This is a genomic window from Saccharopolyspora tripterygii (assembly GCF_054778355.1).
This window is the reverse complement of record NZ_BAAGZP010000004.1, coordinates 39,475-52,719: the sequence shown is the minus strand read 5'-3', so window position 1 is coordinate 52,719 and position 13,245 is coordinate 39,475. Positions and strand designations below refer to the sequence as shown.

13 protein-coding genes are annotated in these 13,245 nt (G+C 69.8%); 6 read left to right on the top strand and 7 right to left on the bottom strand.

Annotated features, from left to right (window positions below):
* Positions 1 to 85: 85 nt before the first annotated feature.
* Together pknB and mptB are read left to right on the top strand one after the other, a co-directional pair.
* The gene (pknB, locus tag ACYVF3_RS02945; protein WP_461152691.1) at positions 86 to 2,083 is read left to right on the top strand and encodes a Stk1 family PASTA domain-containing Ser/Thr kinase; all 1,998 of its coding nucleotides are present in this window, start codon (positions 86 to 88) and stop codon (positions 2,081 to 2,083) included.
* A 217-nt stretch (positions 2,084 to 2,300) separates the two neighbouring features.
* Positions 2,301 to 3,872: a polyprenol phosphomannose-dependent alpha 1,6 mannosyltransferase MptB gene (gene mptB, locus ACYVF3_RS02940; RefSeq protein WP_461152690.1), complete on the top strand. Its 1,572-nt coding sequence runs from the start codon at positions 2,301 to 2,303 to the stop codon at positions 3,870 to 3,872.
* Positions 3,873 to 3,950: 78 nt separating this feature from the next.
* On the opposite strand, the gene ACYVF3_RS02935 is transcribed toward mptB, so the two are convergent.
* Both ACYVF3_RS02935 and ACYVF3_RS02930 read right to left on the bottom strand, forming a co-directional pair.
* Positions 3,951 to 5,336 carry a class II 3-deoxy-7-phosphoheptulonate synthase gene (locus ACYVF3_RS02935; RefSeq protein ID WP_461152689.1) on the bottom strand — a complete coding sequence of 462 codons (1,386 nt, stop codon included), beginning with the start codon at positions 5,334 to 5,336 and terminating at the stop codon, positions 3,951 to 3,953.
* Positions 5,337 to 5,597: 261 nt separating this feature from the next.
* Positions 5,598 to 7,040, bottom strand: a complete 1,443-nt coding sequence (locus ACYVF3_RS02930; RefSeq protein ID WP_461152688.1) for an MFS transporter — start codon at positions 7,038 to 7,040, stop codon at positions 5,598 to 5,600.
* Positions 7,041 to 7,200: 160 nt separating this feature from the next.
* On the opposite strand from ACYVF3_RS02930, the gene ACYVF3_RS02925 reads away from it, so the two are divergent.
* Entirely contained in the window at positions 7,201 to 7,464 is a 264-nt protein-coding gene (locus tag ACYVF3_RS02925) for a type II toxin-antitoxin system Phd/YefM family antitoxin (protein ID WP_461152687.1), read from the top strand.
* Positions 7,461 to 7,841, top strand: coding sequence for a PIN domain-containing protein (locus ACYVF3_RS02920; protein WP_461152686.1), 381 nt, complete (start codon positions 7,461 to 7,463; stop codon positions 7,839 to 7,841). Before ACYVF3_RS02925 ends, ACYVF3_RS02920 begins: the two co-directional genes overlap by 4 nt.
* A 48-nt stretch (positions 7,842 to 7,889) precedes the next feature.
* Here ACYVF3_RS02920 and ACYVF3_RS02915 read toward each other — a convergent pair whose 3' ends face one another.
* From ACYVF3_RS02915 to ACYVF3_RS02905, 3 genes are all read right to left on the bottom strand, one after another.
* A complete protein-coding gene (locus tag ACYVF3_RS02915; RefSeq protein WP_461152782.1) occupies positions 7,890 to 8,915 on the bottom strand; it encodes a 6-phosphofructokinase in 1,026 nt (341 codons plus the stop codon).
* A 272-nt stretch (positions 8,916 to 9,187) separates the two neighbouring features.
* Positions 9,188 to 9,688 carry a polyadenylate-specific 3'-exoribonuclease AS gene (locus ACYVF3_RS02910; protein WP_145742301.1) on the bottom strand — a complete coding sequence of 167 codons (501 nt, stop codon included), beginning with the start codon at positions 9,686 to 9,688 and terminating at the stop codon, positions 9,188 to 9,190.
* 45 nt (positions 9,689 to 9,733) lie between these two features.
* Positions 9,734 to 10,480, bottom strand: coding sequence for a lysophospholipid acyltransferase family protein (locus ACYVF3_RS02905; protein ID WP_461152685.1), 747 nt, complete (start codon positions 10,478 to 10,480; stop codon positions 9,734 to 9,736).
* Positions 10,481 to 10,712: 232 nt separating this feature from the next.
* Here ACYVF3_RS02905 and ACYVF3_RS02900 point away from each other — a divergent pair, with 232 nt between their 5' ends.
* Together ACYVF3_RS02900 and ACYVF3_RS02895 are read left to right on the top strand one after the other, a co-directional pair.
* A complete protein-coding gene (locus ACYVF3_RS02900; protein WP_461152684.1) occupies positions 10,713 to 11,474 on the top strand; it encodes an alpha/beta hydrolase in 762 nt (253 codons plus the stop codon).
* Entirely contained in the window at positions 11,471 to 11,959 is a 489-nt protein-coding gene (locus ACYVF3_RS02895) for a DUF308 domain-containing protein (protein ID WP_461152683.1), read from the top strand. Before ACYVF3_RS02900 ends, ACYVF3_RS02895 begins: the two co-directional genes overlap by 4 nt.
* On the opposite strand, the gene ACYVF3_RS02890 is transcribed toward ACYVF3_RS02895, so the two are convergent.
* Together ACYVF3_RS02890 and ACYVF3_RS02885 are read right to left on the bottom strand one after the other, a co-directional pair.
* On the bottom strand, positions 11,960 to 12,892 hold the full coding sequence (locus tag ACYVF3_RS02890) for an ROK family protein (RefSeq protein WP_461152682.1): 933 nt from the start codon (positions 12,890 to 12,892) through the stop codon (positions 11,960 to 11,962).
* Positions 12,886 to 13,242, bottom strand: a complete 357-nt coding sequence (locus tag ACYVF3_RS02885) for a hypothetical protein (RefSeq protein ID WP_461152681.1) — start codon at positions 13,240 to 13,242, stop codon at positions 12,886 to 12,888. The genes ACYVF3_RS02890 and ACYVF3_RS02885 overlap by 7 nt, the downstream gene beginning before the upstream one ends.
* Positions 13,243 to 13,245 lie beyond the last annotated feature (3 nt).

Genomic DNA, 13,245 nt, shown 5'->3' with positions numbered 1-13,245 from the left:
CAACGCCATAGCACCACCGAACGCCGGTATCGTGCGCGTACCTGCCACAATCGGTAGTGGCAAGGAACCCGGGGAATGGCGAGCGATGACACCTGAGACACGGCAAGGACAAGGCAGCAGCCTCGTCGGAGCCTTTCTCGAACGTCGCTACCGCGTGGACTCGGTGATCGCCCGCGGCGGCATGTCCACCGTGTACCGAGGTCTGGACACCCGGCTGGAGCGCCCGGTGGCGCTGAAGGTGATGGACGCCCGCTACTCGGGCGACCGCTCCTTCGTCGACCGGTTCGAGCGCGAAGCCCGATCCGCGGCGAAGCTGCACCACAACGACGTCGTGGCGGTCTACGACCAGGGCGTGGACCGCGAAGCCGACGGCGACCACGTGTTCCTGGTCATGGAGCTCGTCGAGGGCTGCACGCTGCGCGACCTGATCATGGATCGCGGCGGGAAGCTGCCGCTGGCCATGGCCATCAGCGTGATGCAGCCGGTGCTCTCGGCGCTGGCCTCCGCGCACCGCGCCGGCATGGTCCACCGCGACGTCAAGCCGGAGAACGTGCTCATCGGCAACGACGGTTCGGTCAAGGTCGCCGACTTCGGGCTGGTGCGCGCCGCCGCCGAAGCGGGCACGACCAGCGGAAGCGTGATCCTGGGCACCGTCGCTTACCTGTCCCCCGAGCAGGTCACCACGGGTGCCGCCGACGCGCGCACCGACGTCTACGCCGCCGGGATCGTGCTCTACGAGCTGCTGACCGGACGGCCGCCGTTCGTCGGCGACACCGCCATGTCCGTGGCCTACCAGCACGTGAACGACGACGTGCCGTCCGCCGCGCAGACCTCGCCGGAGGTGCCGGCCGAGCTCGACGCGCTGGTGCTGCGCGCCACCCGGCGCGATCCTGAGCAGCGGCCCGCGGACGCCGAGGCCTTCTCGGCCGAGCTGGAGCAGGTGCGCAGCGGCCTGGGCATCGCGCCGGTCGCCGTCCCCGTGCCGGCCTCGGAGGCCCGGACGGCGCTGATGCCGCCGGTGGCGGACCCGCCGACCGAGCAGTTCCCGACCGTGCGCGCCCAGCCGACCCGGGTCGAGCCGGTTCCCCAGAACTTCGAACAGCCGCCGCGCCACCACACGCGCGCGCTGGCCCGCCCTGCCACCGACGAGTACGACGCTCCGCCGCCCGGAGCGGGCATGGAGCCGCAGCGGCGCAAGGGCCGCCGCAACGGCGCGATGTGGGCCGCGATCGTGCTGGTCCTGGTCGCGCTGGTGGGTGGAGCGGCGTTCTGGCTCGGCTTCGGCAGCTACGTCTCGGTCCCCCGGATCGTCGGGGTGTCCGAGCAGCAGGCCGTCCAGTCGCTGCAGGGCGCCGAGCTGACCGCGAACGTGACCAGGGAGAACGACAACGACGTGCCGGAAGGCATCGTTCTGAGCTCGAACCCCGCGGAGGGGTCCCAGGCTCGCAGCGGCAGTTCGGTGGACGTCGTGGTCTCGCTCGGCAAGCCCGCGGTCCCGCAGATCGACGCGGGCATCACGGTCGCCGAGGCCGAGAACCTGATCCGCAACGCGAAGCTCCAGCCCAAGCAGGACTCCTCCACGGCGCAGTACCACCGGACCGTGCCGGAAGGGCACGTGATCAGCGCCGATCCGGCGCCCGGCACCCGGGTGAACCTCAACTCCGAGGTCTCGCTGGTCATCAGCAAGGGCCCGCCGCCGGTGCAGGTTCCGGACGTGCGCGGGATGAGCCGCGAGGACGCCTTCACGACGCTGAGCAACGCCGGTTTCGAGCCCTTCGACGCAGGTCAGCAGTTCGACGGCGACGTCGACGCCGGGAAGGTGATCAGCACTGATCCGGCGATCGGCACCGAGGTCAAGCTCGTCGGCAAGCCGCGCATCGGCGTGGTGGTCTCCAACGCGGTGCCGGTGCCCAGCCTCAACGGCATGAAGGTCACCGAGGCCCAGGTGCAGGTGGCGCAGCTCGGGCTGCAGCTGAGCGTGCAGGCCCTGTTCCAGCGCGAGGACATGGTGATCCTGGGCCAGTACCCGCTCCCGGGCAGCCGCGTCCAGCCCGGTTCGGCCATCCACGTGACGGCGTTCTAGGCGGCTCGTCACCCGTGATCGGGGTCGCCTCTTCGGTGGAAGATCTCCACCCGGCCGCGTGATCCTGATCTCGTGTCCGAATTGTAACGCTTTTCCGAGGCGTGGATCTACCAGGGGCGACCCGGCTTTCGAAGATCATCCACCGTCATTTCGCGGAACGCGATCTGGCCTGGTCAGAGCCAGACGGGCACGGGCTTGTGGAACTATTGATCCCAACATGGCCCCGATTGTCTCTGTGGAGTCGGCCCCGAACGCGTCCGATCGGACCAGCAGCACAACAGCCGACCTGTTCAGCCTCGGCGGACGTCACCCCGGACGTCCGCTGCCCTTGCGCACCATCCTTCTCGGCGCGATCGGCTCCGTGCTGCTGCTGGCCGGTTCGGTCGGTGCGGGCGGCACCCTCATCCACGATCCGATCCTCGGTGACGGCCCGCTGTCGGTGCTGCGCTACGGACACGGCCGCGACTTCGCGGTCACCGTCGTCTACGTCGGCTTCGCGCTGCTGGTGTGGGCGTGGGTGCGGCTCGGCCGCGGGGTGATCGCGGAACTGGTCTCCACGCGAGGGGTGCTGTGGGCGACCGCCGCGTGGCTCGCGCCGATCCTGGCGGCACCGCCGCTGTTCAGCCGCGACGTCTACAGCTACCTGGGTCAGGGGCTGCTCGCGCTGCACGGCCTCGACCCCTACGGCGTCGGTCCCGCGATGCTGACCGGCCCCATCCCGGAGAACGTCCACCCCACCTGGCAGACCACTCCCGCGCCCTACGGCCCGCTGTTCATGGGCGTGGCCAAGGGCGTGATCCTGCTGGCCGGGCACGACGTGATCGCCAGCGTCATCGTCATGCGGCTGGTGCTGCTCGGCGGTCTGGTGCTGCTGATCTGCGCGCTGCCCGGACTGGTCGGGCACCTGGGCGGACGCCTCCCGATCGCGCTCTGGCTCGTGGCGGCGAGCCCGATGACCGTCGTGCACCTGGTCGGCGGCCCGCACAACGACATGCTCATGATCGGCCTGCTCGCCACGGGAACGCTGGCGATGCTCAACGGCCGCAACGTGCTGGGCATCGGGCTGGTGTCGGCCGCGATGGCCGTGAAGGCGACCGCCGGGCTGGCGCTGCCGTTCCTGGTGTGGATGTGGGCCGCCCGGTTGGAGGGGCCGAGGCTGCGCCGGTTCTCCCACGCCGTCGTGCCCGCGCTGGGCGTGTTCGCGGTGGTCTTCGGCGGCTGCACGGCGCTGGCGAAGGTCGGCTTCGGCTGGCTGTCCGCCCTGTCCGCGCCGGGCATGATCGTGAACTACCTGTCCTCGCCCACGGGCGTGGGGCAGGCCGTGCACACCGTTCTCTCGCTGTTCGGCGAGCTCAACATCTGGCCGATCGTGGGCACCACCCGCACGCTCGGCTCGATGCTGCTGCTGGCGCTGCTGGCCTGGAACTGGTGGCAGGCCCGCGACGGTGGCACCGAAGCGGTCCGCCGCGCGGCGATCGTGCTGTGCTGCGGCGCGCTGCTCTCGCCGGTCGTGCTGCCCTGGTACCTGACCTGGGGTCTGGCGCTGGCCTCGGCGTTCGCCTGGACGCCGCGCGCCCTGTCCTACGTGGTGGGCGCGTCGATCGCGCTGGTCCTCGCCTACTACCCGGACGGCGAGCAGGCGATGTACAACTGGCCGTTCGTGGCGGTCGGCATCGGCGCAGCCGTGCTGGGCGGCATCTCCCTGGTCCGCTTCGACCCGCTGGGCCTCAGCGGGCCCATCAAGGACTTCACCCGGGACCTCCGCGGAGAGGCCCTGATCCGCCGCTGAAACGCCGAACAGGGCCCGGAGCGGTATCCGGGCCCTGTTCGGACGTCAGGTGAGCGGGGTCGTCCGCTCCCCCGGTGGTCAGCCGCGCAGCATCTCCGCGACCAGGAAGGCGAGCTCCAGCGACTGCTGAGTGTTCAGACGCGGGTCGACGGCCGTCTCGTAGCGGTCGGACAGGTCGGAGTCCGAGATCTCCTGCGCCCCGCCCAAGCACTCGGTGACGTCCTCACCGGTCAGCTCGATGTGGATGCCGCCCGGGTGCGTGCCGAGCCGGTTGTGCACCTCGAAGAAGCCCTGCACCTCGTCGACGATGCGGTCGAAGTGACGGGTCTTGTAGCCGGTGCTGGACTCGTGGGTGTTGCCGTGCATGGGGTCGCACTGCCAGATCACCTGGTGCCCGGAGGCGGTGACCTTCTCGACGATGGCGGGCAGCACGTCGCGCACCTTGCCGTTGCCCATCCGGCTGATCAGCGTGAGCCGGCCCGGTTCGTTGTTCGGGTCCAGCCGCTCGACGTACTCCACGGCCTGCTCGGGCGTGGTCGTCGGGCCGATCTTGAGGCCGATCGGGTTGGAGATCAGCTCGGCGAAGGCGATGTGCGCGCCGTCGAGCTGACGGGTGCGGTCGCCGACCCACAGGAAGTGGCCGGACAGGTCGAAGAGCCGGGGCTGGTCGCCGCTGGTGTCCAGCCTCAGCATGGCCCGCTCGTAATCAAGCACCAGGGCTTCGTGGCTGGCGAAGAACTCGACCGAGTGCAGGCTGGAGTCGTCGACGCCGCAGGCGTGCATGAAGCGCAAGCCGCGGTCGATCTCGGCGGCAACGGACTCGTAGCGCTCCCCGGCCGGGGAGTTGAGCACGAAGTCCTTGTTCCAGTCGTGCACCTTGGTCAGCGCGGCCATCCCGGCGCTGGTCAGCGCGCGGGAGAGGTTCATCGCGGCGCTGGCGTTGGCGTAGGCGCGGATCAGCCGCGACGGGTCGTGCCGCCGGGCTTCCTCGGTGGCGACCAGCGAGTTCACCATGTCGCCGCGGTAGGACGGCAGACCGAGGGCATCGGTGTTGCTGGAGCGCGGCTTGGCGTACTGACCGGCGATCCTTCCGACCTTGACCACCGGCATGCTCGCGCCGTAGGTCAGCACGACGGCCATCTGCAGCAGGGTCCGGATGTTGCCGCGGATGTGCGGTTCGGTGTTGTCCGCGAACGTTTCGCCGCAATCACCTCCCTGCAGCAGAAACGCTTCGCCTCGGGCGACGGCCGCGAGGTGGTGGCGCAGCTGGTCCACCTCGGAGGGCACGGTCACCGGGGGAACGCTCTCCAGCACCTTGCGAACGCTGCCGACCTCTTGGTCCGGCCACGTCGGCTGCTGAGCCGCGGGACGAGCCAGTGCGTCATCGAGACGGGCGCGCATCTCCGAGGGCAGCGGAGGCAACTCGGGCAGGTCATCTACGGGGACGTCGACGGTCCAGTTCACGCGGACCAGAATAGGCGCTCGACGCCACTGGTTTTCCGGCGGGAGCGCAGTCTCACACCCGGTGCCGCGCCCCCGACCACCGGTCGGCGTCGATTCAGTTCGGTCCCACTCCCGACCGGTCGCCCTGCGGCACCCGAGCCCGCGCCTGGTCGATGTGGTGATGAGCAACACGCTCCGGCATCGGTTGTTGGGGTGGGGAAGTTTTCATGAAAACTTCCCCACCCCCAGGATCAGGATGCCGTGCCCCGGGACGCGGTCGGGTCAGATCGCGGTTCGCTCCGCTTGTGCGGCGTCGGCGTCGTAGCCGACCGGTTCCCAGCGCTTGGCGAGCAGGGCCGCCATGCCCGCCAGCGGGGCGATCGCGATCACCCAGAAGACACCGCTGGCCAGCGCCGTGCTCAGGACCGGGAAGAAGAACAGGGCCAGTGTCGAGCCGACGCGCATCGTGCCCTGGTTGAAGCCGAGTCCGGTGCCGCGCATCGACGTCGGGTAGCTCAGCGAGGCGAAACTCATGAAGTGCGCGCCGGGGCCGGACGCCTGGGCGAACATGAACGCGCCGAGAGCAGCGATGCCGAACAGCGCGTAGGCGGTTCCGTCCGGCTTGCCGATCAGCGCCAGCACCACCAGCGAGGCCAGCTGCACGGCGAAGCCGACGAAGCTCAACCGCCAGGCCCCGGCACGGTTGGCCAGCCGCATCCCCAGCACGCCACCGGTGACCGCGAAGACCAGGTTGAGCACCAGCGACGCGCTGATCGTGTTCAGCGCGCCCTGCGCCAGCAGGCTCCCGATGATCACCGGGAGCCCGTAGGCGACCGCGTTGTAGCCGAAGGTCTGCGCGAGACCGATCGTCAGGGCCTGGAAGGTACGGGCCCGGTAGCGGCGCTCGAAGAGCCGCTTGACCTCGGGAATTCCCTTGCGCTTCGGCTTCTCCGGGACGTGCGCGTCCGCGGCGACGGTGGCGTTGACGCCGTAGGAGCGGGTCAGGATCTCCGCCGCGCGCCCGAGGTCACCGCTGTCGGCCGCCCAGGACGGCGACTCGTTCATGTACTTGTTGCGCACCAGCAGGATCACCAGCGCCGGAACCGCGCCGAAACCGACCGTGAAGCGCCACAGCAGTCCGTGGTGAGCCTCCGGCAGCAAGAAGTACAGCGCCATGATCACCGCGTAGCAGCCGCTGGTGGCCACGTACCAGGCCGTCGACCAGGACGCGGTGCGCGCGCCCTTGCTGCCCTTGCCGCGCAGCCGGGAGAACTCCGCGAGGAACGCCATCGCGACCGGGATGTCCATCCCCACACCGATTCCCATCAGGAACCGGCAGACGATCAGCACCTCGGCGTTCGGCGCCAGCGCGCAGCCCAGCGCGGAGATCACGAAGAACAGCATGTCGGCCATGAACACCCGGTACCGGCCGAGCCGGTCCACCAGCACACCGCCGAACCAGGCGCCGAAGATCGCACCCACGCTGATCGAGGCGGTCACCGCGCCCGCCCCCACCGACGTCAGGCCGAACTGCTGCTTGATGTCGGTGATGCCGTAGGCCAGCGAGGTCAGGTCGTAGGCGTCGAGGAAGATCCCGCCCAGCGCCAGCAGGACGATCATCTTCGCGTGGCTGCCACGCGCCGCACCGGAGTTGACCAGTTCGGTGACGTCCTGCGCCGAGCGGATGAGCACCGCAGGGCGCTCGGCGGCCGATTGCGTGGACACGCGCACTCCTTCGCACGAGGTGGTCTGCCGGCCGCGACGCTGCGAACCGTTCGAATCGCGAAGGAAGAGCCTATCCGGGCGAAACCCCAGGTCCACATGCTGGAACGAGGCGGCAGCACATCCGCGATCCCGGATGTAGCACATGCGCTACCATGGCCCCATGACAGCAGAGGTCACCACCGTAGGCCTGCGTGAACTTCGGCAACACGCTTCCGATCTCGTTCGGCAGGTCGAAGCCGGAGACGAGGTCACCATCACGGTCGCCGGGCGTCCGAGCGCACGACTGGTGCCGATCACCGGCCCGCAGCGTTGGCAGACCTTCGAGGGGATCGCCGACATCTTCGTGGGCGCACCCGATCGAGGCTGGGATGCCGACCGCGACCTCATCGACCAGGAACTCCGCGATCCCTGGGACGAGGCGTGAGGGCGATCCTCGACACCAGCGTCGTCATCGCCAGCGACGCCGCGCCGATCCCCGGCGAGCTGGCGATCAGCGCCGCGACCATGGCCGAGCTTCACTTCGGCGTGCTGATCGCCAAGGACGAACAAGCAAGGGCAGATCGACTTCGTCGTCTTTCGGCCCTCTCGAAGCGGTTTGATCCGCTACCGGTCGACGACGCCGTCGCTGCCAGCTACGGCGAGCTCGCCGCCGCCGTGGCGAGATCGGGCAGGCAACCGCGCGCCCGCACGATGGATCTCCTGATCGCAGCGACCGCGCACGCCCACGACGCCCGGCTCTACACCAGGAACATCAAGGACTTCGCGTCGTTGGAGAGCTTCATCGAGATCGACGAGGCGTGAAGGCGGACGCGGAGAGCTCCGGTGGAGCTCCCCGCGTTCCGTGCGAGATCAGCCGAACAGGACCTCGGCTTCGGCGAGGCGTTCCTTCGGCACCGTCTTGAGCGACGCGGTCGCCTCGCTCAGCGGGACGCGGACGATGTCGGTGCCGCGCAGCGCGACCATCTTGCCGAAATCCCCGTCGGTGATGGCGTCGATGGCGTGCAGCCCGAAACGAGTGGCCAGCACCCGGTCGTAGGCCGTCGGCGTGCCGCCGCGCTGGGTGTGGCCGAGCACGACCGCGCGCGACTCCTTGCCGGTGCGGCGGGAGATCTCGTCGGCCAGCCAGGTGCCGACGCCGCCGAGCCGGACGTGCCCGAAGGCGTCCTTCTCACCGGTGACGAGGAGTTCCTCGCCGCCGGCTGGGACCGCGCCCTCCGCGACGACGATGATCGGCGCGTACTGGCGCTCGAAGCGCTGCTCGACCCACTCGACGACCTTCTCGACGCTGAACTCCTGCTCCGGCACCAGGATCACGTTGGCACCACCGGCCAGGCCGGAGTGCAGCGCGATCCATCCCGCGTGCCGGCCCATCACCTCGACGACCAGCGCCCGGTGGTGCGATTCCGCGGTGGTGCGCAGCCGGTCGATGGCCTCGGTCGCGATGTGCACCGCGGTGTCGAAACCGAAGGTGTAGTCGGTGGCGTCGAGATCGTTGTCGATCGTCTTGGGCACACCCACCACGGGAACGCCGTCGTGGGTGAGCTGCTCGGCGACTCCCAGCGTGTCCTCGCCGCCGATCGCGATCAGCGCGTCCACGCGGTGCTCGGCGACGGTCTCCTTGAGCCGGGAGACACCGTCATCGATCTTGTACGGATTCGTGCGCGAGGACCCGAGGATCGTGCCACCGCGGTTGAGGATCTCCTCCACCTTGTCCAACGTCAGCGGTGTCGTCAGGCCCTCGATCGGGCCCTGCCATCCGCTGCGGAATCCGAGGATTTCGTGCTCGTACACCGAAATCCCCTTGCGGGTCACCGCGCGGAGCACCGCGTTCAGCCCAGGGCAATCGCCGCCACCGGTGAGCACTCCGACACGCATTCCAGCCGGCATCGCTGTTGCCGCCTCCTTGAGTCCAACCCGTTGGGTGATCCACGTCTCCCCCCGGAGATCAGCGTGGCACGGACTGGATCGGTGCAGCAAGGACCTGGCGCGAATACCCGCCGGTCGAGATCACCGGGACGACGAAGAGCGGTAGCGGCGGCAGCCGCTGTCTGAGGTGTCTCACGTGTGGGAGGTGTGGGGGTGAGGGAAGTTTTCATGAAAACTTCCCCACCACCGGCACCCCCGAGCGCAGCGACCACTGGAGCGCGTCACAAGGGAAAACCGCGTTTGCGCTGCACTTCTTCGATCACCTTCCACCGTTCGAGGTTGTGCTTCGCATCGGCGAGGGCGTCGTGGGCGTTGGTCGGGGCCGACGGCAGCTTGGGCTTGCCGACGTCCTCCCAGCGCTGCCGGAGATCGCGGGTGAACTTGGGGATCCGGGAGGGCAGCGTGGGCATCGGGCCCCACAGCTGGGCCAGCGCGACGTGGTCGTAGGCCGCGTACCAGGCCCACATCTCGATGTTCCCGCCGCGCGAGGTCAAGAACTTGTAGAGGTCCTCGCGGATGCGCGAGCGGGACTTCCAGCACTGCTCGGCGGGGGGCGGCAGCTGCGGGAGGACGTGCTCGCGCACCCAGGCGCCCGCCCGGGCCGCGTCGAACTCGGTGGACACCGCGTAGAACTCGCGACCCGTTTCGTCGACCACCCCGATCGACACCAGATCGATGGTCCGCCCGTCCTCGATGAACTCGCAGTCGTAGAAGTACCGCACCCGCGAAGCGTATGCGGCGTCGCCCGAGCTCCTGGGCCCGGCCCGTCAGCCCGCCTTCGACTCCGGCACGCGCGACGCGGAACTGCTGCTCCAGCCGCCCAGGTCGTTGCCCTGCGCTGCCAGCTCGTCCTTGACGGAGGAGGCGTAGACGTCGACGTACTCCTGGCCGGAGAGCTCCATCAGCGCGTACATGATCTCGTCGGTGATCGAGCGCTCGACGAAGCGGTCTCCGGCCATCCCCTCGTAGCGGGAGAAGTCCAGCGGCTCACCGACCTTGACCACGACCTTGTGCGGCCACCACATCTTGGAGCCGATCGGGTTGACCTTGTCGGTGCCGTACATCGCGATCGGGATGACCTGCATCCCCGACTCCAGCGCCATCCGGGCGACGCCTGTCTTGCCCTTGTAGAGCCGGCCGTCCGGGGAGCGGGTGCCCTCCGGGTAGACCCCGAGCAGCTTGCCCTCCGACAGCAACCGCACGCCGGTGTCCAGAGCGGCTTGGGCCGCGGCACCGCTGGAGCGGTCGATCGGCACCTGGCCGACGCCGGAGAAGAAGGCCTTCTTGAACTTGCCGCGCACACCGGTGCCGGTGAAGTACTCGCGCTTGGCCAAGAACGTCACCCTGCGCGGCATCATCAGGGGCATGAAGAACGAGTCGGCGACTGCCATGTGGTTGCTGACCAGGATCGCGCCGCCCTCACGCGGGATCTGCTCAACGCCTTCAACGCGCGGCCGGCAGAACAACTTCATGAGGGGACCGAGCAGTAGGTGTTTCATCACCCAGTACATCACGGCGCCGCCGCCTCCTCACGCGTGAAATGGTGCTGTTCAGCGTACGGAGCACGCACATCGCGCACAATGCGCACCGGCGCGAAACCGATCACGTCACACCTGCTATGGCCTCAGGCCAGTCGAGCCAGTCCCAATCCTCGGCCGCGCGTGCGACGATGAAGCGCAACAGGCACACCGGCCCCGTGGCGTTCGAGCCGGATGGGGAGGTTCACGGGTGGGAGGAACAGGGTCAGTGCTAGTGGGTGCAGAACCATTCGCGCACGAGGGCTCCAACGACATCGGTGTGCTGCTGTGCCACGGCTTCACCAGCACGCCGCAGAGCATGCGGGCCTGGGCCGAACACCTGGCCGAAGCCGGCTGCACGGTGCGCTGCCCGCTCCTCCCCGGGCACGGATCGCGGTGGCAGGACCTCAACCGGACGACCTGGCGCGACTGGTACGCCACCGTCGAGCGGGAGCTCGACGAGCTACGCGGCCGGTGCCGGTCGGTGTTCGTGTTCGGCCTCTCGATGGGCGGCACGCTGACGCTGCGGCTCGCCGAGCAGCACCCCGACATCGCGGGGATCGTGCTGGTCAACCCCTCGGTCATGACGCTGCGCAAGGAGGCGAAGCTGCTACCGGTGCTCAGCCGGGTCGTGCCGTCGCTGGCCGCCATCGCCGGTGACATCGCCAAGCCCGACGTCGTCGAACTGGCCTACTCGCGGCTGCCGCTGCGCGGCATGGCGAGCCTCCAGCAGCTGTGGGGGGTGGTGCGCGCGGACCTCGGCGCCGTCCGCCAGCCGTTGCTGCTGCTGCACTCGACCACCGATCACGTGGTGGAGCCCGAGAACTCGGCGATCGTGCTCGACGAGGTCTCCAGCCAGGACGTCACCGAGGTCGTGCTGCACGACAGCTACCACGTGGCGACCCTGGACCACGACGCACCGAGGATCTTCAGCGACAGCGTGGATTTCGCGCACCGCGTCCACCACGAGCGGGTCAAGGAATCCGCATGAACGCCCGCCACAACTCCTCCGACGGCCCGGAGGACATCGACGCCGCCTTCGCCGAGATCGTCGCCGATCTCGAGCGCGACACGAAGTTCGGCAAGTGGCCCGGCGAAGAGGATTCCGCTCAGCCGCCCTCCGACGAGGACGCCCGTCCGGCCGCTGCCACCACTCCTCCCCCGGAAGAACCGAAGTCCGTGGAGCGCACCGGGGACCAGGGGCCGCGCGACTGGGCTCCAGCGGAGGAGGAAGAGGAGCACTTCGTCCCCCCGGAGCCCCCGCCGCTGCCGATCCCCCGTCCCGCGACGTTCCTCGGGGTCGGGGTCGTGGTGCTCGGGGTGCTGGTGCTGCTGGTCCCGGGGCTGGCGGGCATCGCCGCCACGGTGAAGCTCCCGCTGGGCCTCGTGCTGATCAGCGCGGGGATCGGCTGGCTGCTGTTCCGGCTCCGCCGCACCCCGCCCGCCGATTCCGACGACGACGGCGCGCAGATCTGATCAAGGGACCCTGGGACCGGTCAGCACGTGCTGCCGGGCGATGGCCGCTGCGCCGATCATGGCGGCCGGGTCCCCGTGGTGGGCGACGCGAACCCGGGCCAGCGGTCGGTGTCCCGAGCCGGTGACCGCCTCGGCGTAGCGCAGCCGGGCGGTGTCCATGAACAGGTGCGCGGAGTCGGACACCCCTCCGGAGATGACCACGACCTCGGGGTCGTAGACGTCGGCGACCAGCGCCAGCCCCTCCCCCAGCCACCGGCCCAGGTCGTCCATCGCGCGCAACGCGACCTCGTCGCCGGCGTCGGCCGCACGGGCGACGTCCACACCGGACGGACGGGCGGGCAGCGTCGTGCTCGCGGTCCCCGCGAGCTCGGCGGCGGTGGCGGCCAGCGCCGTTCCGCTGCAGTAGCGCTCCCAGCAGCCGCGCTTCCCGCACGGGCACTCGCGGCCGTCCGGCATCAACCGCAGATGCCCGAGCTCCGGGGCTACGCCGAACGCACCGCGGAAGACCTCCCCGTCGATCACCAGCGCACCGCCGATGCCGGTGCCGATGGCCACCAGGGCCGCGACGCGGGCTCCGACCGCGGCGCCGAAGCGCTGCTCGGCCACCGCTGCGGCGTTCGCGTCGTGTTCGAGCACCACCGGCAGACCCAACCGGTGCGAGAGCTCGTCGGCGACGGCGACGTGCCGCCACGGCAGGTGCGGCGCGAAGCGCACCATCCGCCGGTCCTCGCTGACGAACCCGGCGACCGCGAGGCCGACGCCGTCGATCGAGTAGCAGTCGGTGAGCACCCGCACGGTGTCGGCGATGGCCGTGTTCAGCTCAGCGCCCGTTCTCGGGGTCGGAACCCGGTGCGTCTGCAGGACCTGGCCGTGCTCGTCGGCCACGGCGGCACGCACGCTGGTGCCGCCCACGTCCACGCCGATCGTCAGCACACCGCGTCGCTCTCCGCCAGCACGGGTCCGGCGACCCGCTGGACCTTGATGCGCTGCACCTTCGGTTCTTCCGGCTGCGGCGGTTCCGCCGGCTCGCCCCGCTCGGGCACGTCGTGGTCGACCAGCGCCTGCCGCAGCAGCGCGACGATGCTCAGCAGCTGGTCGTTGAGCTCGGGACGCTGCCCGCGCGCCAGGGCCATCGCCGCGCACAGCGGACACCACCCGCAGCCCGCACCGGACTCGCCCTGCTGCGGTTCCCGCTCGCAACCGCGCAGGTACTCCTCGGCCTTGCCGGCCAGGGCGTCCAGCAGCAGCCGCAGCTCTTCGAGCAATCGATCGTGCTCGCGCATCTC

Coding starts and splice junctions, on each gene's coding strand:
- ACYVF3_RS02915 (WP_461152782.1), bottom strand. CDS start 8,915: ATGCGTGTCGGAGTGCTCACCGGTGGCGGCGATTGCCCTGGGCTGAAC.
- pknB (WP_461152691.1), top strand. CDS start 86: ATGACACCTGAGACACGGCAAGGACAAGGCAGCAGCCTCGTCGGAGCC.
- ACYVF3_RS02885 (WP_461152681.1), bottom strand. CDS start 13,242: ATGCGCGAGCACGATCGATTGCTCGAAGAGCTGCGGCTGCTGCTGGAC.
- mptB (WP_461152690.1), top strand. CDS start 2,301: ATGGCCCCGATTGTCTCTGTGGAGTCGGCCCCGAACGCGTCCGATCGG.
- ACYVF3_RS02925 (WP_461152687.1), top strand. CDS start 7,201: ATGACAGCAGAGGTCACCACCGTAGGCCTGCGTGAACTTCGGCAACAC.
- ACYVF3_RS02895 (WP_461152683.1), top strand. CDS start 11,471: ATGAACGCCCGCCACAACTCCTCCGACGGCCCGGAGGACATCGACGCC.